The organism is Actinoplanes sp. L3-i22, assembly GCF_019704555.1.
Lineage (GTDB): Bacteria > Actinomycetota > Actinomycetes > Mycobacteriales > Micromonosporaceae > Actinoplanes.
The window spans coordinates 7,510,420-7,536,400 of the sequence record NZ_AP024745.1 but is presented as its reverse complement, the minus strand read 5'-3'; the positions used below and the strand labels follow the sequence as shown (position 1 = coordinate 7,536,400).

General features: G+C 69.3%; 22 protein-coding genes and 1 pseudogene. 7 read left to right on the top strand and 16 right to left on the bottom strand.

Translation table 11 applies throughout. The features are described 5' to 3' along the window. Nucleotides 1–9: 9 nt before the first annotated feature. Nucleotides 10–1,158: an MFS transporter gene (locus tag L3i22_RS33970; RefSeq protein WP_221321578.1), complete on the bottom strand. Its 1,149-nt coding sequence runs from the start codon at nucleotides 1,156–1,158 to the stop codon at nucleotides 10–12. A 117-nt stretch (nucleotides 1,159–1,275) separates the two neighbouring features. Here L3i22_RS33970 and L3i22_RS33965 point away from each other — a divergent pair, with 117 nt between their 5' ends. Beyond that, entirely contained in the window at nucleotides 1,276–2,637 is a 1,362-nt protein-coding gene (locus L3i22_RS33965; protein ID WP_221321577.1) for a pyridoxal-phosphate dependent enzyme, read from the top strand. Nucleotides 2,638–3,444: 807 nt separating this feature from the next. Here L3i22_RS33965 and L3i22_RS33960 read toward each other — a convergent pair. Genes L3i22_RS33960 through L3i22_RS33950 form a run of 3 tightly spaced genes read right to left on the bottom strand, consistent with a single transcriptional unit; the run spans nucleotide 3,445 to nucleotide 5,087 of the window. Then, entirely contained in the window at nucleotides 3,445–3,609 is a 165-nt protein-coding gene (locus L3i22_RS33960) for a hypothetical protein (protein WP_221321576.1), read from the bottom strand. Further along, nucleotides 3,606–4,523, bottom strand: coding sequence for an AAA family ATPase (locus L3i22_RS33955; RefSeq protein WP_221321575.1), 918 nt, complete (start codon nucleotides 4,521–4,523; stop codon nucleotides 3,606–3,608). Before L3i22_RS33955 ends, L3i22_RS33960 begins: the two co-directional genes overlap by 4 nt. Nucleotides 4,524–4,556: 33 nt before the next feature. After that, nucleotides 4,557–5,087 carry a MarR family winged helix-turn-helix transcriptional regulator gene (locus L3i22_RS33950; protein WP_221321574.1) on the bottom strand — a complete coding sequence of 177 codons (531 nt, stop codon included), beginning with the start codon at nucleotides 5,085–5,087 and terminating at the stop codon, nucleotides 4,557–4,559. Nucleotides 5,088–5,126: 39 nt separating this feature from the next. Here L3i22_RS33950 and L3i22_RS33945 point away from each other — a divergent pair, with 39 nt between their 5' ends. After that, entirely contained in the window at nucleotides 5,127–6,065 is a 939-nt protein-coding gene (locus L3i22_RS33945; protein ID WP_221321573.1) for a DMT family transporter, read from the top strand. 55 nt (nucleotides 6,066–6,120) lie between these two features. On the opposite strand, the gene L3i22_RS33940 is transcribed toward L3i22_RS33945, so the two are convergent. From L3i22_RS33940 to L3i22_RS33895, 10 genes are all read right to left on the bottom strand, one after another. Continuing rightward, nucleotides 6,121–6,513: a peptidase inhibitor family I36 protein gene (locus L3i22_RS33940; RefSeq protein ID WP_221321572.1), complete on the bottom strand. Its 393-nt coding sequence runs from the start codon at nucleotides 6,511–6,513 to the stop codon at nucleotides 6,121–6,123. A gap of 69 nt (nucleotides 6,514–6,582) precedes the next feature. Next, nucleotides 6,583–7,530, bottom strand: a complete 948-nt coding sequence (locus tag L3i22_RS33935) for a hypothetical protein (RefSeq protein WP_221321571.1) — start codon at nucleotides 7,528–7,530, stop codon at nucleotides 6,583–6,585. 25 nt (nucleotides 7,531–7,555) lie between these two features. Beyond that, complete coding sequence (locus L3i22_RS33930; protein WP_221321570.1) at nucleotides 7,556–8,302, bottom strand: ABC transporter ATP-binding protein; 747 nt, start codon at nucleotides 8,300–8,302, stop codon at nucleotides 7,556–7,558. After that, complete coding sequence (locus L3i22_RS33925; RefSeq protein ID WP_221321569.1) at nucleotides 8,295–9,095, bottom strand: ABC transporter ATP-binding protein; 801 nt, start codon at nucleotides 9,093–9,095, stop codon at nucleotides 8,295–8,297. Before L3i22_RS33925 ends, L3i22_RS33930 begins: the two co-directional genes overlap by 8 nt. Then, nucleotides 9,092–9,910 carry an ABC transporter permease gene (locus L3i22_RS33920; protein WP_221321568.1) on the bottom strand — a complete coding sequence of 273 codons (819 nt, stop codon included), beginning with the start codon at nucleotides 9,908–9,910 and terminating at the stop codon, nucleotides 9,092–9,094. The genes L3i22_RS33925 and L3i22_RS33920 overlap by 4 nt, the downstream gene beginning before the upstream one ends. Next, nucleotides 9,907–10,863 carry an ABC transporter permease gene (locus L3i22_RS33915; protein WP_221321567.1) on the bottom strand — a complete coding sequence of 319 codons (957 nt, stop codon included), beginning with the start codon at nucleotides 10,861–10,863 and terminating at the stop codon, nucleotides 9,907–9,909. The genes L3i22_RS33920 and L3i22_RS33915 overlap by 4 nt, the downstream gene beginning before the upstream one ends. A 1-nt stretch (nucleotide 10,864) precedes the next feature. Continuing rightward, the gene (locus L3i22_RS33910) at nucleotides 10,865–12,364 is read right to left on the bottom strand and encodes an ABC transporter substrate-binding protein (RefSeq protein WP_221321566.1); all 1,500 of its coding nucleotides are present in this window, start codon (nucleotides 12,362–12,364) and stop codon (nucleotides 10,865–10,867) included. 2 nt (nucleotides 12,365–12,366) lie between these two features. Continuing rightward, nucleotides 12,367–13,056: a DUF1684 domain-containing protein gene (locus L3i22_RS33905; protein ID WP_221321565.1), complete on the bottom strand. Its 690-nt coding sequence runs from the start codon at nucleotides 13,054–13,056 to the stop codon at nucleotides 12,367–12,369. Nucleotides 13,057–13,162: 106 nt separating this feature from the next. After that, nucleotides 13,163–14,860 carry a PAS domain-containing sensor histidine kinase gene (locus L3i22_RS33900; protein ID WP_221321564.1) on the bottom strand — a complete coding sequence of 566 codons (1,698 nt, stop codon included), beginning with the start codon at nucleotides 14,858–14,860 and terminating at the stop codon, nucleotides 13,163–13,165. A 76-nt stretch (nucleotides 14,861–14,936) separates the two neighbouring features. Further along, nucleotides 14,937–15,578: an NAD(P)-dependent oxidoreductase gene (locus tag L3i22_RS33895; protein ID WP_221321563.1), complete on the bottom strand. Its 642-nt coding sequence runs from the start codon at nucleotides 15,576–15,578 to the stop codon at nucleotides 14,937–14,939. A gap of 90 nt (nucleotides 15,579–15,668) precedes the next feature. On the opposite strand from L3i22_RS33895, the gene L3i22_RS33890 reads away from it, so the two are divergent. From L3i22_RS33890 to L3i22_RS33880, 3 genes are all read left to right on the top strand, one after another. Beyond that, complete coding sequence (locus L3i22_RS33890) at nucleotides 15,669–16,292, top strand: TetR/AcrR family transcriptional regulator (RefSeq protein WP_221321562.1); 624 nt, start codon at nucleotides 15,669–15,671, stop codon at nucleotides 16,290–16,292. Nucleotides 16,293–16,695: 403 nt separating this feature from the next. Beyond that, nucleotides 16,696–17,535, top strand: a complete 840-nt coding sequence (locus L3i22_RS33885) for a helix-turn-helix domain-containing protein (protein WP_255657369.1) — start codon at nucleotides 16,696–16,698, stop codon at nucleotides 17,533–17,535. A 64-nt stretch (nucleotides 17,536–17,599) separates the two neighbouring features. Then, nucleotides 17,600–18,181: a dihydrofolate reductase family protein gene (locus tag L3i22_RS33880; protein WP_221321560.1), complete on the top strand. Its 582-nt coding sequence runs from the start codon at nucleotides 17,600–17,602 to the stop codon at nucleotides 18,179–18,181. On the opposite strand, the pseudogene L3i22_RS33875 reads toward L3i22_RS33880, so the two are convergent. Together L3i22_RS33875 and L3i22_RS33870 are read right to left on the bottom strand one after the other, a co-directional pair. Beyond that, nucleotides 18,163–18,282, bottom strand: a pseudogene (locus L3i22_RS33875) (NUDIX domain-containing protein); the annotation flags it as partial. The gene L3i22_RS33880 and the pseudogene L3i22_RS33875 overlap by 19 nt on opposite strands. 42 nt (nucleotides 18,283–18,324) lie before the next feature. Continuing rightward, nucleotides 18,325–20,487 carry a ricin-type beta-trefoil lectin domain protein gene (locus L3i22_RS33870; RefSeq protein WP_255657368.1) on the bottom strand — a complete coding sequence of 721 codons (2,163 nt, stop codon included), beginning with the start codon at nucleotides 20,485–20,487 and terminating at the stop codon, nucleotides 18,325–18,327. Between the two features lie 557 nt (nucleotides 20,488–21,044). Between L3i22_RS33870 and L3i22_RS33865 the strand changes: the two genes are divergently transcribed. Next, a complete protein-coding gene (locus L3i22_RS33865) occupies nucleotides 21,045–21,356 on the top strand; it encodes a trypco2 family protein (RefSeq protein ID WP_221321557.1) in 312 nt (103 codons plus the stop codon). Nucleotides 21,357–21,361: 5 nt separating this feature from the next. Continuing rightward, a complete protein-coding gene (locus tag L3i22_RS33860) occupies nucleotides 21,362–25,879 on the top strand; it encodes a serine protease (RefSeq protein WP_221321556.1) in 4,518 nt (1,505 codons plus the stop codon). Nucleotides 25,880–25,981 lie beyond the last annotated feature (102 nt).

The following is a 25,981-nucleotide window of genomic DNA, read 5'->3' as shown; positions in this document are numbered from 1 at the left end:
GACGACCGATTACGGATGGCCGGTGACCGGCCGGGGAAGGTCGGCGGTCACGCGCGTCGACTGGGCCACGAACAGAGCGCAGAGGCCGATCATCACGAGCGCCCCGGCGACCGGGGCCATCCCGGCGGCGAACGCGGCGGCGGCAGCGGCATAGACGACCAGGTTCGCGACCACGACCACCTGGTTCGCCCAGGCCCACAGCGGCACCGAGTCGACCCCACCGGCCTGCGCCGACCGGTCCAGCAGCCCCCGCAACACGCCGTTGACCAGCCCGTACGTCAATCCTGCCCCGAAAAATCCGGCATATGCGCCAATGTCCGCACCGAAGACCCAGGCCACCATCGACCCCAGGTACGCCCCGGCCAGCCACGGCAGCAACCACGACCGGTCGGCGACGAAGCGGCGCAGCGGCAGCGTCGCGAACCCGCCGAGCCCGTAGCAGGACAGCGCGTACCCGAACAGCCGCGTGTCGAAATGATGGATGACCGCGAACACCGGCAGCTCGACCGCGTTCAGCGCGGCACCGATCACGCTCAGCCAGGTGCAGGCGGTCAGCGTCCGCGCGGACGAGCCGGCCAGTTCCACCGGCCGGCCGAACAGCCCGCGCAGCGTGAACAGCGACGCCCCCGGCTCCCGCGGGCCCGGCTCGGCGACCGGCCGCCAGGCCGGACCGGTGCGCAGCACGGCGAGTCCGAGCAGGAAACTCACCGCATCGATGAGCACCAGCCAGTGCAGGCCGAACAGAGCGGCGATGACACCCCCGACGGCCGGCGACAGGGCCAGGGTCACCGAGCCGACCGCACCGAGCGAGATGTAGAGCGCCGACCGGTCCGCGGACGGCACCCATTCCCCCACGAGCGCCAGGTAGAGCGGGTTGGCGATGCCCCGCAGCAGCGCCGACAGGGCGAAGAACACCAGCACGTACGGCAACGGGGTGCCGATGACGAGCGAGAGGCTCAGCCCCGCGAGCGCGAACTGGGTCAGGTAGTAGGCGCCCGGGCGGCGCCGCGGCGGGATCCGGGCGACCGCGGCGCGCACGAACAGCAGGCTCGGCAGGCTCTGCGCGGCGAAGGCGGCGGCGGTCGCGGCCGAGCCGTATTGGACCTGCACGAACTGGGCGAGCCCGAGGAACGTCAGCCAGTTGCCGACCTGGGACACGAACGAGGCCGTCAAACAGCCGGCGGGGCGGGGTCAGGATGAGATCATCCTGTCACGAGCAAGTCGGCCGTAGGGCGCTAAACCATATCGTACCTATATGTTTGATAGGGTTTTTGAATGAGTGTGCTCGATGCCATCGGAGACACGCCGCTGATCCGGCTCACCCGGATCACCGCCGGCCTCGCCGCCGAGGTCCATCTCAAAGCCGAATTCCTCAATCCCGGCGGCAGCGTCAAGGACCGCGCGGCCCTGGCCATGGTCCAGGCCGCCGAGGAGTCCGGCGAACTGCTGCCCGGCGGGGTGATCGTCGAGGGCACCTCCGGCAACACCGGCATCGGCCTGGCCATGATCGCCGCGCAACGCGGCTACCGGGCGCTGGTCGTCGTCCCCGACAAGAGCAGCGAAGAGAAGATCAAAACCTTGCGGGCGTACGGCGCGGAGGTCGTGATCACCGTCGGCGGCGTCCCCCGCGAGGACCCGCGGCACGTGTCCCAGGTCGCCGCCCGGCTCGCCGCCGAGACCCCGGGCGGCTGGCTCGCCGGGCAGTACGACAACCCCGCCAACCCCGGCGCCCACCTGGCCACCACCGGCCCGGAGATCTGGCGCCAGACCGGCCGCCGGATCACCCACTTCGTCGCCGGCATCGGCACCGGCGGCACGATCAGCGGCGCCGGCGCCTTCCTCCGCAAGACCGGCACGGTCACCATCGTCGGCGCCGACCCGGAGAACTCGGTCTACGGCGGCGGCGACGGCAGTCCGTACTACGTGGAGAGCATCGGCCACTACGTGCACCCGGCGACCGATCAGGACGTCTGGCCGCAGTCGTACCATCCGCAGGTCGTCGACCGCATCGAACGCGTCAGCGACCGCGAGTCGATCGAGATGACCCGCCGCCTCGCCCGCGAGGAGGGCATCCTGGCCGGCGCGTCCACCGGCACCGCGGTGGTCGCGGCCCTGCGGGTGGCGCAGGGCCTGCACCCGGGCTCGCTGGTCGTGGTGCTCGCCCCGGACTCCGGCCGCGCCTACCTGTCGAAGTACTTCGACGACGGCTGGCTGCGGCGCGCCGGCTTCCCGGCTCCACCGGCGCCGGGCCCACTGGTCGGCGACGTCCCGGCGACAGCTCCGCTGTTGCTCGCGGCCGACGCGACGGTACGCGACCTGCCCGCCCGCACCGGCCCGGACACCGTCGCGATCCTGGTGCTACCCCGCCGGGGCCGCCCGATCAGCGACCCGGCCCCCGGCGACGTCATCGGCGCGGTCCCGCTCGCCGCGACCGCCGGCGCCGCCCCGGACACCCCGCTGACCACGTTCGCCCAGCCCCCACTACCCCCGGTCGGCATCAACGAGCCGGCCATCGAAGCCCTCGCCCGTACCCCGCCCGACACCACCCGGCTCGCCGTCCTCACCGACGGCCGCATCACCGGCATCGTCACCCGCCCGTCCCTGACCGCCCTGACCAGCAACGAACCCGCATCCTGACACCACGCTCGACGAGGGTGCGCCTGCATCAGCCGGCCAGATCCCCAGGTACTTCAGCCACCCCTCCGAGTCGGCCACGAACAGGTCGCCCGCCGCGGCAGGCACCTCGCCGCGACGATCCCGCTGCTCGAGCTCGGCCCGCCAGCCGGCCGTGCGGATCAACGTGAGCAGCGCCTGCAAGTCACCGAGCGCCGTGTCGGCGATCACGAGGCCCGGAATGCTGCCGTTCTCGACCGGATCGAACCAGTCCTTGACGTCGTCCCACCGCCGACCGCTCACGTCGCCATCGTGTCGCCCGTAGCGTTGTCGATCAAGCGAGAAACGCCCGCCCGAGCGGCGCGGCCCAGGCAGCACCGGTGGCTCCGCAGCGCGGCCGTCAGCCGGCCGGGACCTCGGCCAGCGGGCGGTCGAAGAGGTGCAGGCCCGTCACGAAGCGGCTCACGACCGAGAGGGCGACCAGGAAGCCGGCCACGATCAGACCGGCGACCGGCGCCCCGAACGCCGCGGCGAGGAAGCCCGCGCCAGCCGGGCCGAGCCACGTCAGCGACTAGGCCAGGAAGGTGACCACGCTGGTCACCCGGCGTCCTTTGCCAACGAAGTCTGTCTTTGTGCCACTGGGGCGAACTTTTCAGACTTCGACGGCTTCGCCCGCGAGTTCTCGACGTTGCTCTGCCACTACGCTTGGCACGGAAACTTGGACGCCTTCAACGACATTCTTCGAGGCGGGTTCGGGACCCCCGAGGGCGGATGGGTACTGAGGTAGCACAACTCCGACTTCGCTGGCAAGAACCCCGCGTCGCACGCTCTTCATCGGCGCGGACGTACTTCGTTGGCAAAGAGCACCCAGCCGGTGAGCTCGCCCGGGACGACACGCGTCTCGTACCTCATCAGGATCACGTCGAGCGGCGCGATCAGCAGGCCGAGAAGCCACCGTACGTAGCCGCGGTGGTGCGACAGCCGTCCGGACGTCAAGCCTGACGCCGGCGATCGACGTGGTCGAGGACCAGCGTGACGCAGTCGGCCAGTGGTTCGGCCGTGTTGACGAGCAGGGCGTCCGGCCACGGCGGGAAGGCCGCGAGCCGGGCGCGAACGTTCGCCCAGTCGCCGGCGTCGGCCCAGCCGGGGATGCCGCGCACCCGGGTCTCGACCCGCGAGCGGTGCAGATCTTCGTCCGGGCAGGCGCAGACCACCGGCACGAACGCGGCGCCGGCCGCCGACGCCAGCGAGGACCAGCGGGCCCGTACCTCCGGGTCCTCGCTGGTCGTGTCGAGGATCGCCGGCCGTCCGGCGGACAGTTCCCGGTAGGCCAGCGTGGTCAGCAGCTCGTCGCCGATGCCCGTCAGGTCGCGGCGGTGGCGCATCCCGAACGGCGTGAGCGCGCCGAGCAGCCAGTCGGCGCCGAAGACCGGGACGCCGAGCGCCGCGCCGACCCGCTCGGCGACCGCGCTCTTGCCGCTGCCGGGCACGCCGCTGAACACGATGAGCGCCGCGCCGTCCCCGGCCGGGATCGCCGCCCCGGTGAAGTCCGCCGGGAGTCCGGGCGTGAGATAGTCCGGCACCCAGCGCTGCGTGTGGGTCAGCGTGATCCGGTGCGGCGGCCCGGCCTCGACCTCGACGTGCGACACCCACAGGTCGTCGTCGCGGGTGCGGAAGCGGGCGGTGGCCGCCGTCCCGTCGGCGTCGGCCCCGACGACCCGGATCGGCGCGAACCCGGCCGCCCGGCTGCCGGTGATGTCCCGCAGTGCCGCCGAGCCCCCGATCGCTTCCGCGAAGCCGGGAGTCAGCGCGTCGTCGACGTCGACGTCCGCGGGCCACCGGCCGTCGAGGCCGTCGAGCAACCAGCGCAGCCGGGTCAGCGCCGGGGTTTCGGCCACCAGATCGTCCATGCGCCGATTCTCGACGACGGCCGGCGCGACCGGTTACGCCGAGCGCGGATCGGGGTCGACCGGCAACGGCGATTCGAAGCAGGCGAGCCAGGTCGCCAGGATCGGTTCCAGCCGGGCCGCGTCCTCCGGCGTCAGCAGGTCGAGCAGTCGCCGCTCGTTGCGCATGTGTTCGGCGAACGCCTGGTCGATCAGGTTCCGGCCGGCCTCGGTCAGCGCGACCACCCGGGCCCGCCCGTCCCCACCGGCCCGGCGCCGGGTGACCAGTCCGCCGGCTTCGAGGCGGTCGATGCGTTTGGTCATCGCGCCGGTGGTGACCATGGTGTGCGCGGCGAGTTCGCCCGGGGCGCGCTCGTACGGCTCGCCGGCCCGGCGCAGCGCCGCGAGCACGTCGAACTCGCCCTCGCCGAGGCCGTAGCGCCGGTACACCAGGCGTAACTCCTCGGTGAGGTAGCCGGCGAGACGGTGCAAACGGCCGATGACGCCCTGTGGACGTACGTCCAAATCGGGTCTTTCTTGATTCCAAGCCTGCTGAATGCGGGCGACGTGGTCCAGCTTCTCGGCCATGATCCGAGGATAGCTTCCGGGGAAGCTATAGTCGCTTCCATGGAAGCTAATCTGCGGTGGGCGCTGGTCACCGCGACCGCGCCGATCGCGTTCGGCACGACCTACTTCGTCACGCACCAGTATTTGCCGGCCGGCTATCCGTTCTACGGCGCGGCGATCCGGGCGCTGCCGGCCGGGTTGCTGCTCCTGCTGGTGCACCGGCGGCTGCCGACCGGCTCGTGGTGGTGGCGCTCGATGGTGCTGGGCAGCCTGAACATGGGCGCGTTCTTCGCACTGATCTACCTGGCCGCGCAGCTGCTGCCGACCAGCATCGCCTCGACGATCATGGCCACCTCGCCGGTCGGCCTGATGCTGATGGCCTGGGCGGCGCTCGCCGAGCGGCCGAAGGCGGCGCACCTGGCCGGCGCCGGGATCGGCGTCGCCGGGGTCTGCCTGATGCTGCTGTCCGGCCCGGTCGCGATCGACTTCCGCGGCGTGCTGGCCTCGGTCGCCGCGATGACGATGTCGTCGCTCGGCTACGTGCTGGCGAAGAAGTGGAGCGCCGGCATCGACGTGTTCTCGCTGACGTCGTGGCAGCTGATCGCCGGGGGAGTGCTCCTGGTCCCGGCCGCGGTCCTGGTCGAGGGCGGTCCGCCGCCGGTGGACGGGCGGTCGCTGCTGGCCTTCGGCTACGTCACCGTCGTCGCCACCGCGATCGCGTTCTCCGCCTGGTTCACCGGGCTGCGGCACCTGAGCGCCGGCACGGTCGGGCTGATCGGCCTGCTCAACCCGGTGACCGGCGTCCTGCTCGGCACCGCGATCGCCGGCGAGACGCTCGGCGCCCGGCAGATCTGCGGCCTCGTGCTGGTCCTGATCGGCGTCCTGCTCGGCCAGCCCGCCGTGCAGTCGTGGCTCAGGGCCGTGCGAGGCGCAGAGGCTCGGCCACCGGGCGTCGCGCCACGGCCTCGCTCGCTTCATGACTCGCGGGGAAAAGGCTGACGATCAAAGGCGCATTTGGCGTACGCCGTGAGCCGCCCGTTCGCCGCACTCGGATCTACTGCGTGTAGGTGACGAACGACATGCTGTTGTCCGGCAGGCTCCCGGCCTGGCCGTAGAATTCGGTGATGTAGCCGGTGATGGCCAGAGCCCGGATGCCCTGGCTGTCGTAGTCCGACGACACAATGACATTGTGGCCGGAGTAATTGACGATGGACGACGCGTTGTCGTTCGCGGCCAGGCCGTTCTGGAAAACCCACCCGGGCAGGAAGTTGTGCGTGCCGCCCTTGATGACCAGGACGCTGCCCCGGGCGTTGTGCTCCGAGTAGACGCAGACCTCCTTCGCCTTGCAGTAGTAGACGGCCTGCGCGGCGGAGGGCAGCACGACCAGGCTCGCGCCCACCGCCACGGCGGAACCGAGCAGGCCCCGCAGAACAGTGCTCTTCTTCATTTCCCACCCGTTTTCGATAATGGCGTCAGCGCACGCTGATGCCGCACCGTCAGGGTGCCCCGCCGCTCTTTACGAACAGTTACCGGCGACTTCATCTCCATGAGCGGACGGTCGCCGGCGTGGCCACAGGCATCCGACGAGGATGGCCAGGATCGGCACCAGCGACAGGATGGCCAGCGGTTCCGCCCCGTAGATCACGAAGCCGCCCCAGTAGACCGCGGGACCGGTGCCGTCGCGATCAGTGGCGGCCAGCAGGGAGCCCGTCGCGGTCGGGAGGTTGCCCAGGCCGGCCGGGGCGAGCATCAGCAGCGTGGCCAGGCACAGCCAGGAGTACACCCGCTGCCTTCCCCGGCCGTAGCGGCGCATCCACCGGGAGGTGAACAGCCCGAGCAGCGCGCCGAGCAGAGCACCGGCCACCCCGCCGAGGACGGTGTCGCGCACGTGGCCGGGCGGCTCGGCCCACATCAGCGCGAGACTCAACGACGGCGGATCGGTCTCGTCGGCCGGGGTGATCTGCACGGCGGCGAGGTAGCCGGCACGCGTGCCGGTCACCTCGGCGTTCGCCGCGGGTGACGTGTCCGGCCCGTACCGTTGGACCGTGGTCCGGACGTCCTGCCAGCCCTGGCTCAGCATCTGCTGGTGGACGGCGGCGGCCACCTGCTCGAAGTCGGCATCGGCGGGAACGGTGCCGGTCACCGTGGTCCGGCCGGCGCGTACACCGGTGCCGCCGTGCAGGCTGTCGTCGCTGTACGGATTCCAGAACGTGTGCCGCCCGTAGTGGTCGGCCCGGTCGTCGAACGGACCCGGCAGCACCGTGGGCGCGAGGCTGAGCGCGGTGGTCGTGTCCGGCGCCAGCGGGTCCACGGTTCGCCAGGCCAGCCAGGAGCCCAGCGCGATACCGCTCAGCCCACCGAGCACGGCGGCCGCTACCGCGACGACCACGGCCCGGCGCCCGAACCCGGCGACGCGCCGGTCGGACGTGCGGGCCGGGCGCGTGGTGCCGATGTCGTCCGGCATGGTGGTCCCTTCAGCTGACCGGGGTTCAGTGCGGCAGTCGGGGGACGCCGGCGAGCAGCGTACGGGTGTAGGCGTGCGCCGGCGCGCCCAGCACCGCAGCGGTGTCGCCCTGCTCGACGATCCGGCCGTGCCGCAGCACCGCGGTGTGCTCGCACAGTTCGGCGACCACCCCGAGGTCGTGCGAGACCAGCAGGATGGTCAGGTTCCGTTCGGCGCGGAGCGAGGCGAGCAGGTCCACGATCCGGACCCGGGTGGTCAGGTCGAGCGCGCTGACCGGCTCGTCGGCCAGCAGCAGCCGCGGGTCGCAGACGATGGCCCGGGCGATCGCGATGCGCTGCCGCTGCCCGCCGGAGAACTCGTGCGGGTACCGGCTCGCCGCGTCGGCCGGCAGCCCGACGGCGTCCAGAGCGGCGGCGACCTTGGCCGGGTCGGCGCCCAGCCCCAGCCCGCGCAGTGGCTCGGCGACGATCCGGGCGATCCGCTGCCGGGGATCCAGCGACGAGTACGGGTCCTGGAACACCGCCTGCACGGACCGCCGATAGGCCCGCATCCGGGCCGCGACCAGCGGTTCACCGTCGTACCGGAGGACGCCGCCGGTCGGCCGGGTCAGCCCGAGCAGCAGCCGCAGCAGCGTGGTCTTGCCGGCCCCGGACTCGCCGACCAGCGCGACGTTGCGCCCCGGATGCACCGCCAGGGACACTTCGACAAGGGCCGGAGCGCCCTTGCCGTAGGCGTAGCCGACCTGTTCGGCGGCGAGGATCGGGTCAGGCACGGGTCAGGCCCTTCAGGGCGGCGTCGAAGCGGCGCGCCGCGTCGACCAGCGAGCGGGTGTACTCGTGCGCGGGCCGGGTCACCAGGTCGATGATCGGCCCGGATTCGACGATCCGGCCGGCCCGCAGCACGTGGGTGTGCCGGGCGACCCGCGCGGCCACCGGCAGGTCGTGCGTGATGAACAGCAGCGCGGTCCCGTGCGCGGTGACCAGCCGGTCGAGCAGGTCGAGGATCTCCGCCTGGACGGTGACGTCGAGCGCGGTGGTCGGCTCGTCGGCCAGCAGCAGCCGCGGCCGGCAGGCCAGGGCCGCCGCGATCGCCACCCGCTGCCGCTGCCCGCCGGAGAGCTGGTGCGGATAGGACCCGGCGATCCGATCGGTGTCGGTCAGCCGCACCTCGTCGAGGGCGTCCCGCACGGCCGCCCGCAGCGCGTTCCCGCGCAGCCCACGGAACCTGCGCAGGGGCACGCTGATCTGCCGGCCCACGGTCATCAACGGGTCGAGAGCGGTCAGCGGCTCTTGAAAGACAGTGCTGACGACCTTTCCGCGTACGGCGTTTCGCCCACGCTCCGGGGCGGCCACCATGTCCACCCCGTCCACGAGCGCCGAACCGGTCGCGGTGATCCCGGCCGGCAGCAGCCCGGCCACCGCGAGCGCGGTCAGCGACTTGCCGGACCCGGACTCACCGATCAGCCCGACCCGCTCGCCCGCCCCGACGGTGAACGACACGTCCTCGACCAGGGCCTTCCCGGCCCGGTTGCGCAGGGTGAGGCCGGCCACCTCGAGAAGGCTCATCGGTCGCTCCGGAGGCGGGTCGGGTCGGTCAGGTCGCGCAGTCCGTCGGCGCTCAGGTTGATCCCGATGACCAGGACCACCAGGGCGATCCCGGGGGCGAGGGCGGCGGCCGGCGCGGTCAGCACGGTGGCCTGCGCCTCGAAGAGCATCCGGCCCCAGGACGCGTTCGGTGGCGGCGTGCCCAGCCCCAGGTAGGACAGGCTCGCCTCGGCCAGCACCGCGAGCCCGGCCTGCAGAGCCAGGTTCACCAGCACGACCGGGCCGATGTTGGGCAGCACGTGGTCGAGCACGATCCGCGGCCAGGAGACCCCGGCGATCCGCGCCGCGGTGATGTAGTCGCGGGCCAGCACCTGCTTGACCAGCACCCGGGTCAGCCGGGCCACGATCGCGGCCATCGCCAGCCCGATCGCCAGGATCGCGGTGCCCAGCGACGCCCCGGTGCCGGCCACGATCAGCATGGCCAGCAGCAGCGTCGGGAACGCGATCAGGATGTCCAGGGTGACCGCGGCGGCGTCGTCGAGCCAGCGGCTCGCGAACCCGGCGAGCAGCCCGGCGGTGACGCCGAGCACCCCGCCGACGGCGACCGCGCCGAGCGCGGTGCCCAGGGCGATCCGCCCGCCGATCAGCAGCTGGGTGAACAGGTCCCGGCCGAGCTTGTCGGTGCCGAGGAGATGGTCGCCGCCCGGCGGAGCGAGACGCCCTCCGGAGGTGTCATCAGGGGCGAAGGGCAGCCAGACGTACGACATCACCACCGCCGCCACCACGACCAGCACCAGGGTGAGGCCGACGGCCAGGTGCGCGGATCGGCGGCTCACGACGCGCTCCGCAACCGCAGCCGGGGGTCGACCAGGCGCTGGGCCACGTCGCCGAGGAACCCGACGACCAGCACGGTGGCCGTGCTGACCAGCATCACGCCCTGGATCACCGGGTAGTCGTGCTGGCTGATCGCGCGGACCAGCAGGCTGCCCAGGCCGGGCAGGGCGAAGACGCTCTCCACCACCACGGCGCCGAGGAACGTGGTGGCCAGCTCCATGGCCAGCACGGCGATCACCGGCACGGCCGCGTTACGCAGCCCGTGCCGCCAGAACGCCTCGCGCGCGGTCGCGCCGAGCGCCCGGGCGGTGCGCAGGTAGTCGGCGCCGAGCACGTCCAGGGTGGCGGCCCGGACGTACCGGATCAGCGACGCGGACATCACCAGCGCGACCGTGACCACCGGCAGGACCAGCGACTCCACGGCCGTGCCGAAGTCGGCCCAGCCGTCCGGCGGGAAGCCACCGGCCGGCAGGACCCGCAGGTTCAGCGCGAACACCGTGATCAGCAGCAGGCCCAGCCAGAACGCCGGGACGGCGATGCCGAGCTGGGCGATCGCGTTGAGCACCGGGCCGTACCAGCGGTCGGCCCGGGTCGCGGCGAGCACGCCGGCCGGCACCGCGATCAGCACGGCCAGCACGAACGCGGTCAGGGTGAGCGGGACGGTGACCGGCAGCCGGGCGGAGATCTCCGGGCCGACCGGGAGCGTGCTGATCAGCGAGTGTCCGAGGTCGAGGGTGGCGACGCCGCCCAGCCAGTCCAGGAACTGGGACAGCCAGGGGCCGTCGGTGCCCAGCTGGCGGCGGGCCGCCTCGATCTGCTCAGCGGTGGCGCCGACCGGCAACAGGGCGTTCGCCGGGCTGCCGGGCAGCATCCGGAGCAGCACGAACAGGGCCACCGCGGCGAGGAACAGCGACCCGATCAGGATCGCTGTCCGCCGCACGAGATAACGACTCACGTCAGCTCTTGCTGATGCCGTACGCGAAGAATTGTGCATTGAGGCCGTTGACCGGATATCCGGAGAGCTTCGCCGAGGCGACGACGATCTGCGGGTAGAGGTAGAGCCAGTCGCTGGCCGCCTCCTGGGCGATGGTCTTGTTGGCCTGCTTGAGCAGCGCGGTCTGCTCGTCGGTGGTCTTCGCCTGCTCGGCCTGGTCGATCTCGGCGGTGACCTGCTTGTTGTCGTAGCCCCAGTAGAAGTCGGGGTTGCCGTACCAGACCACGTCCCGGTCGTTGACGTGCTCCTGCAGCGTCGCCGCGAAGTCGTGCTTCTGGTAGACCTTGGTGTACCACTCGTCGGCCGTGATCGTGTTGATGTTCACCGTGACGCCGATCTTGGCCAGCTCGGACTTGAGGAACGTGGCCGCGGTCGGGTGCGGGTCGTAGTTCGGCGTGTCCAGGGTGAACGTGAAGCCGTTCGGGAAGCCGGCCGTGGTCAGCAGCTGCTTGGCACTGTCCACGTTGTAGGCGTTGACCGAGGTCAGGTCCTCGTACCAGGGGTCGCTGGGCGGGACCATCGAGCCGATCAGGGTGCCGTAATCGCCCCAGACCGAGTTGAGCAGCTTCTTGTCGTCGATCGCCTGGCTGACCGCCTGGCGCACGGCCACGTTGTTGAACGGCGCGACCTTGTCGTTGAAGGCCAGCAGCAGCTTGGTCGTGGACCTACCGTCGTTGACCTTGTAGGCCGCGTTGCTGCTGAACTGGGTGAGCGCGTCCGGGCTCTGCTCGCTGGTGACCACGTCGACCGCGTTGGTCAGCAGCGCGTTGTTCAGCGCGGTCGCGTCGGTGTAGTAGTGGAAGACCACGCCGGCGTTCTTGGCCGCGGTGCCCCAGTATCCGTCGAAGCGGGTCAGGCTCAGCGTCGAGCCGCGCTTCCACTCGCCCAGCTTGTAGGGGCCGGTGCCGTCCGCGGTGGTGGTGAGGTCGGTCGCGGCCGAGTTCACGATCCAGACGTAGCTGAGGTTGTAGACGAACGAGATCGACCGGCTGGACAGCGTGACCACCACTGTCGCGTCGTCCGGGGTGGCGATCGACTTGATCACCTTGAGGTTGCTCTTGCGGGCCGACTTGGAGTTCTCCGCGGTCACCTTCTCGATGCTGGCCTTGACGTCGGCCGAGGTCAGCGCCTTGCCGGAGTGGAACTTGACGTTCGGCCGCAGGGTGAACGTGTAGGTCAGGCCGTCGTCGCTGACCTTCTGGTCCTGGGCGAGCAGCGGCTCGACGGCGCCGGTGTCGGTGAGCCGGAACAGGCCCTCGTACACGTTGCCGTTGAGGGCCTCGGTGACGCCCTGGCCGCCGCCGGCGGTGTTGTCCAGGTTCTGCGGCTCGTAGACCGAGCCGATCCGGATCGTCGCGGACGCGCTGCCGGCGCCGCTCGTGGTGTCGTCGTCGCCACCGCCGCAGGCGGCCAGCAGGCCGGCCAGGCTCAGGGCGGTGACCGCTGCCAGGATCTTTCGCACGGCTATTTCTCCAGCTCGGTTCGGAACACGGGAAGCTTCTCGCCGGCCTCGACCGGCACGGCGAGGCGGTTCTGCGGCGGCGGCAGCGGGCAGTTGTAGTGCGACGAGAAGCCGCACGGCGGCACGAACGCCCGGTTGAAGTCGAGGACGACGCGATCGCTGCCCGCCTCGCGCTCGACGAACAGGAACCTTCCGGCGCCGTACGTCACGGTGAAGTTGGTCGGGTCGCCGAACACCAGCAGCAGCGTGCCGTCGTCGTCGAACGCGCTCAGCGTGTAGTCCCGCCCGTCCAGGCTCAGGTGCAGGTCACCGGGGACGGGCAGGTCCCGGGTGAACCCGGCGTCCTGGGCGTGCGCGAACGGCACCTTGCGGTCGTCGGCGACCTCGGCGTAGCGGGCCTCCAGCACCCAGGCCGGGTCGTAGGCGAAGGTGTCGATCCGCTCGAACGCCCGCACCGCCGGCGAGGCCGCGTCCCACAGCCGGACGCCCTGCTCGGCGCTGCTGGTCAGCGGGTTCCACCGGCGCAGCCGGGTGGCGGTCACGGTGGCCGGCTGCCCGGCCAGCGCGGCGTCCGGGTCGTCGGCGCCCCAGCGCGTCTCGACCAGCGCCAGGTTGCCGGTGGGCGCGGTCACCGCGCGCCGGCGGGTCTCCTGCCAGGTGGCGTGCTCGCGCGCCGCCAGATCCTGCGTCATCGGGTGATCCCTCAGTTGATCTTGCGAGTAACTGAGGAAACCCTAGCCCTCAAGTAGGTTTAAGGGCCATGGTCGCGCTGGTCACACTGCATGACGCCGGCCACTGTCAACGCTCCCGGGCGGGTGTGCCGGCCCGCAGGACACTGTCGACGGCGGCGAGCAGGTCCCGGACGGCGACCGGTTTGGTGAGGTAGGCGGTGGCCCCGGCCTCCCGGAGCCGGATCCGGCTGTGGTCGGTGGCGTCGGCGCTGAGCACCACGATCGGGATGTCGCCGGTGGCCGGGTCGCTCCGGAGCCGGGCGAGCACCTCCTCGCCGGGCAGGTCGGGCAGGTGCAGGTCGAGCAGGATCAGGTCCGGATGCTGCTCGCGGGCCAGGTCGAGGCCGGGCGCCGCGTGCGTCGCGGAGGTGAGCGTGACGGACGGGCGATGGGCGAGGATGTCCGTCACCAGGCGCACGTTGTCGGCCACGTCCTCGATGTAGAGCACCCGGATCGGGCGGGCGTCGCGCGCGGCGGCGGGCAGGCCGATGGCCGCGCCCGGGCCCGGCTCGTCGTCCGGGGGCGCGATGCTCGGCAGGTCCACTCCGAACGTGCTGCCCTCGCCGTGCGTGCTGGTCACGTCGATGCGGCCGTACATGCTGGTGACCAGATGCCGGGACAGGGACAGGCCCAGCCCGGTGCCCTCGAAACCGGCCTTCGCGGCATCGAGGCGCTCGAACGGGGTGAACAGGACACCCAGGGATTCGGCGGCGATGCCACGCCCGGTGTCGGCGACCGCGATCCGCAGACGCTGCGCCGGCCGGGCTTGCACGGTGACCGTCACCGTGCCGCCCGGGTGGTTGTACTTGATCGCGTTGGACAGCAGATTCATCAGCACCTGCCGCAGCCGTTGCCGGTCGGCGGCGGCACACCACTCGAGCGGGATCGGCGACAGCGGGGTCAGCTGCACGGCCACCGCGTCGGCGATCGGCCGGACCAGGTCGAGGACCTCGGTGAGCAGCGGGCCGACCGGCACCGGCACGATCGTCAGCGCCAGGTGGCCGCCCTCGATCCGGGTGATGTCCAGGACGTCGTCGAGCAGGGCGAGCAGGTGCCGCCCGGCGTTGTGGATCAGGCCGGCCCAGGTGCGGTGCTCGTCGTCGATCTCGCCGAGCGTGAGCAGTTCGCTGAAGCCCAGGATCGCGTTGAGCGGGGTCCGCAACTCGTGGCTGACCCGGGACAGGAAGCCGTTCTTGGCGTCGTCGGCGGCCCGCAGCGCCTGGTTGGCCTCGTGCAACTCCTGGGAGCGGCGCAGGATCTCGGCCTGCATGTGCTGGGTACGTTCACGGAGCTCGTCGGTCTCCCGCTCGCCGTGCTCCTGCATCGCGACGAACTCGGTGACGTCCCGGGCCTCGTGCAGGATGTAGATCAGCTGCCCGTCGGCGTCGAGGACCGGGTTGTTGCGCGGACTCCAGTAGCGAACCTCGAACCCGCCACCGGCCTCCGCCGGGCGTTCAACGTCGTACTTCTGCACCGCCATCGTGTCCGGCGTCCGCAGATCCAGCACCCGCTCCAGGGAGGCGCGCAGGTTCGCGGTGCCGGTCGCGTCCGGGTCGTCCGGATTGTCGGGGAACACCTCGAAGATGCCACGACCCATCACCTGCTCGCGCCGGGTCATGGTGGCGCTCAGGTAGGCGTCGCTGGCCGCCACGATCCGCAGGCCCGGATCCAGGACCAGGTAGAGATCGGGGGCCGACTCGAACAACGCCTGGAAGTCGACCGCGTCGGCGTACCCCGAGCGGGATGGATCCGGCAAACCGGTCACGTGCTGGATCGTATCAACGCCCCCGGCCGGAAGAGGCGCCGTCGGGCTCGACGGCGCCCACACCTCCGCCGCGTGGTCAGACCACGGTGACGATCCTGCGGGACCACGTGCCGGTGGTGGCCGCGCCGAGCAGCACCCGGGCCACCTCGCCGCGGGTCACCCGGGGCAGGCCGGGAACGGCGTCGACCTCGGCCAGGTCGCGCACCTCGGCCGGGGTCTTCGCCGGGCCGTCGGTCAGCACCCCCGGATAGACCAGCGTCCAGTCCAGCTCGGAGGCGATCAGCGGACCCTCGGCGGTGGCCTTGTCGGCATACACGGTCCGGGTGAAGGTGGCGTAGGCGAACCGGGCGAGCGGGCTGGTCCGGCGGGCGGAGTCGCCGACGCCGAGCGCGGAGAGCACGACGAGCCGGTCGACGCCGGCCGTGCGCATGGCGTCGGCGACCACCGGCAGGGTGTCGGTCATCAGCGTCTGCCGGGTGAACGGCAGGGTCGGCGAGTTCGCCGGGCCGAGGCAGCTGACCACCGCGTCCGCGCCGGCGAACGCCGCGGCCAGGGCGCCGGCGTCGGTCAGCGTGCCGGTGACCACCGTGAGGTCCGGGTGCTCCGGCAGGTCACCGCGGCCGCGGACGTACGCGGTGACCCGGTGCCCGGCCGCCAGGGCCTGCCGGACCAGCAGCAGCCCGGTACGGCCGGTGGCGCCCAGAACGACGAGTTTCATCAGGTGTCTCCTTCGACGGCCCGGCGACGACGAGCCGGGACACAAACGGTAACGCTACTACCGTTACCGTCAAGCGCTAGAGTGATCCGCATGGCCCGACCGTCGCCCGACCCGCAGGTGGTCGCTCCCCGCCAGGCGCGCAGCCGGGCGACCATGGAACGGATCGTGGCGGCCACCGAGGAGCTGCTGGCCGGCAAGCCGTTCGAGCAGATCACCATCGCCGAGATCTCGGCCCGGTCCGGCAGCGCACCGACCGCGATCTACGCGCGGTTCTCCGACAAGGGCGCGCTCCTGCTCGAGGTGCATGATCGTTTCAAGCAGCGGGTGACCGGCACGATCGACACCACGTTCGGCTCGGCCGAGCGGCGGGACTGGCCGATCGACCGGTTCGTCGCCACCGCCGTCGGCGAGCTCGTCGACCTCTACCGGGCCAACCGTCACCTGCTGCGCAGCGTCCTGCTCGCCGACAACCCGGTGATGTATTCCAGGGCCGCCGACCTGACCCGGGCCGTGTCCGAGGCGCTGGCCCGGCGGGTGCACCCGGTGCCCGACGCGGTCGAGCGGGATCTGGACTTCGCCGTGCGCGCCGCCCTCGCGCTGGTGCAGCAGGAGCTGCTCTTCGGCGACCAGCCACCGGCGCGTTTTCCGGTCGGCGCGGGGGAGCTGACCACCCGCGTCACCGCACTGATCCTGGCGGCCGTCCCCGACCGATGAGCCGGCGCGGCTACCCGATCAGCGCGGCGCCCTATGCGGAACGGCGTCGCTCGCCGACGGAGCAGTGGTAGCAACGCTCCACCACATTGTCCGAGTTGTACCACTCGTGGTCGCCGCAGTCGCCCTTGCCCTTGTCGGCCACGCCACGATCGATCAGAAACCACGGAATCCGCCGCCGCAGCCACGTCCGCCACCGATACCGCCCTCGCCCGGACTGTTCCATGGCCGCCTCAGCACCCGTCCTTCGCGTCGATGGAGAACGAGCGTAGGCCGTTCAAGCACCTGACGGCCATCGAGATCCGCCGACCGAAATGCGCCGGGGCACCCGTCAGGGCTCGGCGCCGGCTCGATGCCGGCGGCGGGGCGTGATGCCGGAGGGGCCGTCGGCGATGATGATGTCGGCGTGGAGTACGTATCCAGAACGCCCGGTCCACCGCTGGACGGGCTGATCGACGACCTCTACTACCTGGAGGGCACCCCGCCGTACTCCCGGTTGATGCTGCCGGCGGCGCCGGCGCCATTGCTCATCGTCAACCTCGGGGCGCCGTTTCTCATCCGTGCGGGCACCGCCGTGGACGCCGTGGAGTACGCCGACGGCTGCGTGGTCACCACGCCCACGCGTGCGTGGGAGTTCAGCTACCCGACCCCGACCCGGTCCGTGGGCGTCCACTTCAGGCCGTGGGGTCTGGCACCGTTCCTGCCGATGCCCGCGGCCGAGTTGTGCGACCGGCCTGCGACGGTGGAGCAGATCTGGGGCCGGCCCGCCGTCGCCGCCTTGCGACACCGGCTGACCTCGGCGGACGCACCGCACGACATGCTGAGGTCGCTCGAGGAGGAACTGGCGCGACGGCTGCGGGTGATCGACGGTCTTGACCTGGTCCGCCAATTGAGCAGCGCCGTCGCGGCGACAGGCGGGACGGTGCCGATCAGCGACATCGGTGTGGCGGCCCGTGCCAGCAGCACGTATGTGGCCAAGCGGTTCAAGGCCGTGGTCGGTGTCACGCCGAAACGGCTGGCTCGCAGCTACCGCTTCAGCTCCGCCGTGCTGGCGCTCGACGTGGCCGCACCGATCGACTGGGGCGACGTCGCCGCCGGCGCGGGCTACTTCGACCAGGCCCACTTCGTGCGCGAGTTCCGGGAGTTCACCGGGCTCACGCCGACCCGGTACGCCGAGGTCCGGCGACGATTCCTGCGCGATCATCCCGACCACGTCCTGGACGGCTGGCCGCTCCCGGCCGATTGATTTCGTACAAGAGCGACAGCTCACGTCGCACCAGACTGGGGACCGGCGAACAGAGGAGGAATCCGTGGGGAAAGTGGTCCTGAACGCGTCGGTCTCGGTGGATGGTTTCATCGCGGCCGAGAACGACGATCCCGGTCCGATCTTCGAGTGGCTGGTCAGCGGTGACGTGCCGCTGGACGACAGCGGCGTGCTGAAGGTGTCGCAGGCTTCGTTCGACTACGTCCGGCCGTACTGGGACGAGGTCGGGGTGACCATTTCCGGCCGTCACGCCTTCGACATCACCGACGGCTGGGACGGGACGCCGCCGAGTGGGATCGACCATGTGGTCGTGGTGAGTCACCGTGGTGCGCCGGAGGGCTGGGATCTCCAGGCGCCGTTCCACTTCGTCGACGGCATCGAGGCGGCCGTGGCCAAGGCGCAGGAGCTCGCGGGCGACCGCACCGTCGAGTTCGCGGCCGGCGACGTCGGCGGCCAGGCGCTCGCCGCGGGTTGGGTCGACGAGGTACGCATGGACGTGGCACCCGTCGTGCTCGGGTCCGGTAAGCGTTACTTCGGCTCCTTCGACGCGCAGCACCTGCTGGACGGCCCAGACGTAGTTGTTCAGGGCGACCGGGTGCTTCATCTGCGCTATCGGGTGCGCCGTTGACCGATCTGTTCGCCCGGCTCCAGGCATCCGGTCGGCAGCGCCCAGGCGCCGGTGTCCGGGCGGCGGACCAGCAGCACCTGTCCCCGCTCGTCGACGACGAGTGGTCGGGCCCCGAGCTGCGGGGCCCGGCCATCGTCGTACGGCTAAGGGAAGTTGACCAGATAGGAGTTGTTGTAGCTAGCGTTCGCGGCCGCTCCGGTGTTGTTGATGATGTGCGAGATGGTGCCGACGCCGCCCAGTGAGACCACCGCCATGTCGTGGAACTTCACGCCGGCCACCGCGGGCACCTCGAACGCCCGCGCCGAGGCCACCGCGTTGTTCACGTTGAAGAAGCAGTAGCTGCCGAGCCCCCACGCCTCGAAGGCCGTGACGCCACTGGCCACCTTGATCGCCGGGTAGCCGTTGGTGGTGCCGTTCATCCAGGCGGCCTGGTTCGGCGGGTCGTACGGCATCTCGTTCTGGAAGAAAACGATCTTGCCGTTGGCGCCGTTCCAGACGACCTCGTTCTTCTGGTAGTGCTCGACGAACAGCCCGGTGGCGAGCACGTTGTCACCGTTGACGGTCAGGCCGTTGTCCGCGGTGTTCACCGTCCAGCCGATGCCGGCGCCGTGGTCGGCGCGCCACGCCCAGGTGTGGTCGATGATCGTGTTGTTGGTGTTCACGACCAGGCTGTTGGTGGCCTTGCCGGCGACCATGCCGCCGATCCGGAAGAACACGTCCTGCACCGTGGTCGGGTTGGCCGCGTGTGCCACCCCGGTCTTGGCCAGGCCGACCTTGAGCAGCGTGTCGCTGTTCGTGGTGCCGGCGTCGAAGAGCAGACCTTTCAGCCGTACGCCGTCGACGTCGGCCACGTCCATCGCGTTCACCCCGTTGTCCGGGACGATCGTCGGGTAGCCGATGCCGAGCACGACGGTGTTCGCCTTGGTCACGTGCAGGGTCTGGTTGACGTGGTAGATGCCCGGCGTGAAGAACAGGTTGCAGCCGTTGGCCAGCGCCGTGTTGATCGTCGCGGCCGAGTCGGTGGGCTTGGCGACGAAGAAGTTGCTCATCGGCAGCGAGGTGCCCGGCGTGCTGCCGCCGGCCCAGCTCGGCCCGGTGGCGTTGGTGCGCAGCGAGGGCAGGAAGACCCGGTACTTGCCGGCCGAGTCGAGGTACAGGTAGGGCACGTCACGCGAGACCGGCGTGGTGGCGAGCGTCGTGTAGCGGGGCCCACTGGCCGGGTCGGTGTTGAAGTTCGTCGCCGGGGCGCCGTTCGTCCCGGAGAACACCATGTTCCAGTTCGAGCCGCTCCACGCGCCGAGCGTGCTGTCCTTGGTGTACCACTGCTGCTGGGACGCGGACTCCGCGGTCCCGTCGACCTTCGTGTCGGAGATGTAGCCGCCGCTGGCCCAGCCGTAGCTCGCCGGGTAGAGGTTGAGACCCCCGATCACATGCATGCGACGGTACGGCGCGGCCTGCGCGACCGCCCAGCGGTTCGTGCCACCGTTCGTGTTGATCGACATGTTCTCGGCGGAGCGCCAGAAGTTCTGGGTCGCGTTGCCGGCGTCGCTGGCGTTGAACGCGTCGACCGTGACCGCCCCGTTGATCCGTACGTCATCCGGGTTCTGCCCCAGACCCAGGATCGAGGTGTTGAAGCCGATGTTCGCGCCGACGTTGTAGGGCGTGGTGCTCGGCTTGAAGACCAGCGCGTCACGGCGGGTGCCGAACTGCGCCGACTGCGTGTCCTTGGTCGCGTTGAACACGCTGTCCAGCGAGGACTGGATCGCCGCGTCCGACATCGAGTGGTCGTAGATGTGCACGTTCGCGCCGAAGTCCGGGGTGTCCGAGTAGGTCGGGCAGGTGCCGGGGTTGGTCGGCGTGGTGCCGACCGCGAACTTCTGCGCGCCGCTGCCGTTGCAGTCCCAGATCTGCAGGCGGGTGCCGTTGGCGGTGGCGCCGCTCGGGGAGTCCATGCAGCGGCCGGAGGCCGGGTTCTTCAGGCTTCCGTCGGCCTGCTGGGCCCACTGCTGTGCGCCGGTGCCGTTGCAGTCCCACAGCTGCAGGACGGTGCCGTTGGCGGTGCCGGCGCTGGTCACGTCCAGGCAGCGGCCGATCGTGGTCAGTGCCGTTCCGCTCCAGCTCCAGTGCTGGTCGACGCTGGCGGTCTGGCAGTCCCAGAGCTGGATCGCGGTGCCGTTGACGCCGGTGTCGTCGCCGCTGACGTCGACACATTTCGCGCCGGGACCGGTGATGGTGTTACCGGTGATCGCGGCGAGCGCGGCCTGGCCGCCGCCGGCGCTGAGCCCGGCCGCCACAAGTATGAACACGAGCGCCGCGAGCAGGCCGCGGTGCCGCCGTCGGGGGACAACTCTCACTTTGCTGCCCTACTTCCGTAATGCCTGCCCGAGGGGGAATTCTGCCGAGCGTGAGAGCGCTCTCAGAAATGTTTCCTTAGTGTTTCCTCGGCGCATGACCGTGTCAAGCATCGATCTAAGGCGTGGGTTCGCGAGGGCTGTCGCACGGCGTGTCCCCGGATCCTGCCGGAGCGGTCTGAAGCTGTTCTGGTGGAGCGTGAGCGGCGGTATCCGTCCGACCCGACCGAGGAGCGGTGGGATCTCGACGGGCCGATGCGCGCTGGTCTTCGACCGGCCCGCAGCGGCCGTGATGCGACACCTCGCGGCGCCGGTACTTCGGTTCAGTCGACGCCTTTCTACCTATTCGTCAAGCTCCACTGTGGCGGTCAGAAGTGATGGGGAGGGCGGCAGATGCGGACGAACGGCTGAGTGCCGGCCGCGTGGCTTGAGTGAGTATGGAGGAAGCTCCGAGCGGGTAAATCACGTAGCCGGAGCAATTTTTTATGCCTACCGGAATTGAGGGCACACCGATGGCTGACTCCCCCGGACTTGGTCTCGTCGAGATGCTGTCAGCGTTGCGCAGCGACCTGGTGGCGGCAATGGAGGCACCGGACGAGAGCGGACTCCGGTTTCCGGTCGACGGCGTTGAGGTCGAGGTCAAGGTTGCCGTGAAGAAAGGCGTGGACGGCAAGGCCGGTGTCAACTTTTGGGTGGTGCAACTCGGCACGACGGGGAAACTCTCGAAAGAGGAGGTCCACACGGTGACCGTGAAGCTGGGGGCGCCCGTGGACGAGAAGGGTGACCCGATCAAGGTCCGTCAGGGCTTCTCGCAGGAGCCGTAAAATCCATGCCGAGCGGTCTGGAGCTGTTCTCCCGCGTCGTCGAGGTGATCTGCGACCGGGGTGAAGATATACAAGAAGAGCGCTGGTATGCGGGCACCGGGACACTTACCGGCAGCGGTTTCGTGCTCACCTGCGCTCACGTCATCGACACTCGACCGTCGGCGACGATCAAGATTCGAACAATCGACGGCGAGGAGCATGCTGCCGCCGTCGAACTACTCAGTCCGGCGGACGGCGGCCTTGATCTTGCGTTGCTCCGGGTCGCAGCCGGTGAGTTCCTGCCCTTTTTGAGTCTCGCGAGGATCGACCGTACCCGGCCGGATCCGGTCTGTGGCTGCTGGGCGGTGGGGTTTCCGCGGTTCGGTGGCCGGACGTCCATCAGCGGGTACAACCGGCAAGTACGGCAGACGGCTCAGGTTTGGGGATATATCTTGCCGGGCTCTCGGATGCGCGGAGAGCCTCAGTTGGAGCTGATGGTTACCACCGCTCCGAGCCACAATCCAGGTGCCAGGTCACTCGTTCGTAGCCCGTGGGTAGGCATGTCGGGCGCCGGAGTCTTCGTCACCGGCTCGGCGCACGAGCCGCGCCTGATCGGTGTGCTGAGCGAACACACCGTGGCAGCCGGCGCGTCGGCGCTTGCGGTTCAGCCGCTGGCTGCGGTCCGGGATCTGGACGACGCCGCCGACTGGATACGTCTGCTCGGTCCGCAGGCGGCGGGGCACCTCGATCTCGCGCTGGCGGGCACCCTCGGCGCGGGGCAGCCGAATCTGTTCATCCAGCCCTTGGCGGAGGCGGCAGTCCGTGCCAGCATCGCTGTTGCACCGGCCAGTGCGACGATGCCCGGGCAGACGGTTGCACGGCTTGAAGCTGATGGGCAGCCGGGCGGCCCGCACCCGGATCTGGCATACGGACTGCTTGCCCGTGCCTGCGAGATCGGCGCAGCACCGGCGGGTGAGTCGGAGTCCGGCCCGGAGGGCCTGGCCAAACTGCTTCGATCGCCCCAACTCGCCACCCTTCTCGATCAGATGGTGGGCCGGACGCTGCGCGGCGATGGCGACGAGGCCGGGGAACTACTTCGAGCGTCATTCACCAATATGTGTGACGTTCTCGGAGTGTTGCCGGAGACCGACACCCGACGTGGCCTGTTCGAATCCATGCGGGCCTGGGTCAGAATTCTCGCCGGCGGTCTCGCTTCGCTGATCGACGCCGACCGGATACTGCCGCTGTACAGCGCCGATGCCCTCCGCGACCAGGCGGAGGCGCTCCTGCACTACGTGGGCACGGAGCCGGCCACCAAGGCGGGAGAGGTCCTGGAGCATCTGCGCGAGCACGTACGCCGGGCGAACGCGCGGATCTCGCTGACGATGTTGGGGCAGAACAGAAGCCTGCCACTGACCGATATCTATGTTGAACCGACGCTGACCATCGATCGGCCGCCGTTGGAGCCGCACCTCGCCGACGGCACCTCCGCTCAGGGGGCCGCCGATGTGGCGCCGTACGAGCAGCAGGCGTGGTCGCTGATTCCGCGGATACGCAACACCATCGACGAGGATCTGCTCGGAATGCGAGGCGTGCGCGCCTCGCCGTTGCGTCAAATAACCGGCAGTCGATCGATTGTTCTCGGGCAGCCCGGCATCGGAAAGTCGACGCTGTCGACGAAACTATCCTATGACGGAAGTGACCCGGAATGGGCGCGAGAACCGGTTCCTTTCGTCGTGATCCTGCGCGACCTTGTTTCGGAGCGCGAGCGTTCCCGACTGAGCATCGTAGAATTCATGGAGAGTCACGCACGGACCGACATGCAAATCGGCTCGCTGTCCATCGATGCGTTGCGATATTTTTTGCTCGGCGGGGACATCCACGTCATCTTCGACGGGCTGGACGAGATCGTCGACCCTGCGAATTATGACTGGGCGTGCCGCGCGATCGACAACTTCTGTCTGGAGTACCGCGCCGCGCGAGTTACCGTGACATCTCGGCGGCACGGCTTCGATGGGGCGCGTTTCCCGACCTTTACTATTTATGCACTTTCGCCTTTTGACCCGCAGCAGCTGAGCACCTATGTCCAGCGCTGGTTCAAACTCGACGAGTCGCTACTTCCGTCGGAGCACGCGAGGTACGCCGCGGAATTTATCGAGCAGAGCGAGGCCGCTGACGAACTGCGTCGGATTCCATTGCTACTTGCCCTGATGTGCTCGATCTTCGCCGTCGAGGGCGACATTCCATCCACCTTGAGCGAAATTTACCAGAAATGCGCCCAGTTGTACTTCAGGGACTGGGACTCCCGGCGCCGGATCAGGGCCACCGAGGCCATCGGGCGATTGCCGAGCTCCATCATCTTTGAGGCTTTCAGCGCACTGGCCGCGTCGATGCTGAGGGACGACTCCGAAAGCCGCTCGGGTGTGACCATGATGCAACTGACGGCGAATCTCCGTCAGTTCTTTCAGAGTCGCCGCGTTTTGGACGAAGCCGAGGAGGGCGCTGTTGCGGAAGCCTTCGCCGACTTTGTCTCCGGTCGGGCATGGCTTGTGGACAAGGTGGGCCGTAACGACCAGGGCGCCGTCCTCTATCAGTTCACTCACCGGACCTTTCTGGAGTACTTCGCCGCCGAGCATGCGGTTCGTACGCTGCGGAATCCCGCGGACCTTGCCGAGTTCGGTCTCTCCGCTCTCTCGGCCGAGGGCCAGATCGTCGTAGCTCAACTGGTGTTCCAGATCTGTGGTCGGGCGCGACCGGACGATGTGACGGCTGCCCTGGCGATCATGATCGACGTGGCTTCCTATACACCGCTCAAGCACCGGATCGTCGCCGCGGATTTCTTTGCCACGCTGTTGAGTGCGGTTCCCCTGGAGCGGACCAGCGTCGGCGAGGTGGTGAAGTTCTGCCTCACGACCGCGGTGAGTCTCGGGCAGATGGGAAGCGTGGCTGTCTGGACCGCCAACGGATACGACATGTACGAGAGCACAAACTGGTTCGAGTATCGGAGCCTCGGTCAAGCTGGCGACTTCAATGTCGACCTGCCCAGAGAGTTGATCCATCGGCTGCTCTCCACCGGACTTCATGGCATCGTCTCCCGTGCTGTTTTTCTCGACGCCACGCGAGTGGCTCTGCGAGAAGTGGTGGTGAACCGGCCGGCAATCAGCGTTTTCCTTGGTATTGCCCTGAGGGATATCCTTCCCTATTATCAGCAGTCGGATTTCAGATCCCCGGAAGTCATCGACATTCGGAAACTGACGCGCGAGGTATTCGACGAGCTGCATCCGGATGTCGAGAGTGAAGCGCGATCCGATCCGTCGCTGGCAGTCATGGCAGTTATTGCAAACATAATCACACTGGAGAGCCTCATTGATTGGTATGGGCTGTCCGTCCTTATGCTCAACCCACTCAACCCGCTGTGCGAGGCCGACTACTCGATTGGCCATATTGCGGTCAGGAGGGTTCTCAGCCAAGCGGCTATGGGGCGTGAAGGCGAGTTTATGGAGGTGGTCTTCCGGCGGGTTGCTGAAGGCCTCGACATTAATCGGGATCTGATCAATTACCGCGACTTCCTGGGTGTAAGCAGTTTATTTGATCGCAATTTCCCGGACCATGCGGATTCTACGCCGGAGGCGATTTCCGGCGCAATCGCACTTTTGATGATCACTCGCGAATTCGCGAACCCCAGCGCGCTGGTCATGCCTGAAGGAGGCAACTTTCCCGCTCGATTCCTTGCCTTCTGGGCGGATCGCCATCATGACGCCTCAGCTGAGGAGGTGATCGAGAATCTGGGTACCGTTTTGCCGCAGAAATGCGTCGCGGTGCTGGTGTCGTTGGCAAGCCGGCTCCAAGAGGCTTCCGGCTCGCAACGTGCTGATTTCGGGGGTCGCAGGATCCGGGGGCCGAAGTTCGACAGTTTTCGCGATGGCCGCGAGTTTCCCTACTGGCTTCCCGTGCCGGATGCGGGCGACGCGAGGTTTTCCGCGGCGCCGTCCCTCGCTCTCCTGCGTCGCCTCTCCGACGCCGGATTGGGTCCGTACACGTACGGACTCGCCCACATGGTCTACGTTCTCGGCTGCCGGGCGACGGATCCCAGGGAGGCCGTTGCTCTTCTTCAGGAAGCCCTGGATCTCCAGATGCGAAGCGACCACTCGTCAGCGGATGTGGCGGCAGCATGCGTGCGCCTTGCCAATGCGTACCGCCGGGCAAAATGGTGGAGTGAAGCGGAGGACGCCGTCAACCGTGCTGTCGAGGCGTTCGGCAAAGTCCTACGCCCCCCTCACATATACGGCAGCACGGTCAACGACCTGGTCTCCGATATCAGCCGGGCTGCGGTCGCCGTGGTGACTCGCCGATCCTTGCGGCGGAACTACGATCCCCTGCTGAACTGGATCGCCATGCTCGCCCAGAGCCACACGACGAACCGTCCCGACGTTGACTTGGCGGCCGCGAAGGATGTGCTCTTGGGCGAGGCCGAAAGACTTCGTGACAGGATGCTGTCCAGGCTGATCGAGCAGCAATTCTTCTACCTCGAAGACGAGGATTGAGGATCGGCTCTGTCGCGTCTCACGGCCTCGGCCGGCCGCAGCGGGTGAGCCGCGGGCGATCGCCAAGATCAAAGTCTGAAGCTCGATCGGGTACGGCAACCC

Coding starts and splice junctions, on each gene's coding strand:
- L3i22_RS33965 (WP_221321577.1), top strand. CDS start 1,276: ATGAGTGTGCTCGATGCCATCGGAGACACGCCGCTGATCCGGCTCACC.
- L3i22_RS33955 (WP_221321575.1), bottom strand. CDS start 4,523: ATGGACGATCTGGTGGCCGAAACCCCGGCGCTGACCCGGCTGCGCTGG.
- L3i22_RS33950 (WP_221321574.1), bottom strand. CDS start 5,087: ATGGCCGAGAAGCTGGACCACGTCGCCCGCATTCAGCAGGCTTGGAAT.
- L3i22_RS33945 (WP_221321573.1), top strand. CDS start 5,127: ATGGAAGCTAATCTGCGGTGGGCGCTGGTCACCGCGACCGCGCCGATC.
- L3i22_RS33940 (WP_221321572.1), bottom strand. CDS start 6,513: ATGAAGAAGAGCACTGTTCTGCGGGGCCTGCTCGGTTCCGCCGTGGCG.
- L3i22_RS33935 (WP_221321571.1), bottom strand. CDS start 7,530: ATGCCGGACGACATCGGCACCACGCGCCCGGCCCGCACGTCCGACCGG.
- L3i22_RS33925 (WP_221321569.1), bottom strand. CDS start 9,095: ATGAGCCTTCTCGAGGTGGCCGGCCTCACCCTGCGCAACCGGGCCGGG.
- L3i22_RS33905 (WP_221321565.1), bottom strand. CDS start 13,056: ATGACGCAGGATCTGGCGGCGCGCGAGCACGCCACCTGGCAGGAGACC.
- L3i22_RS33895 (WP_221321563.1), bottom strand. CDS start 15,578: ATGAAACTCGTCGTTCTGGGCGCCACCGGCCGTACCGGGCTGCTGCTG.
- L3i22_RS33890 (WP_221321562.1), top strand. CDS start 15,669: ATGGCCCGACCGTCGCCCGACCCGCAGGTGGTCGCTCCCCGCCAGGCG.
- L3i22_RS33865 (WP_221321557.1), top strand. CDS start 21,045: ATGGCTGACTCCCCCGGACTTGGTCTCGTCGAGATGCTGTCAGCGTTG.
- L3i22_RS33860 (WP_221321556.1), top strand. CDS start 21,362: ATGCCGAGCGGTCTGGAGCTGTTCTCCCGCGTCGTCGAGGTGATCTGC.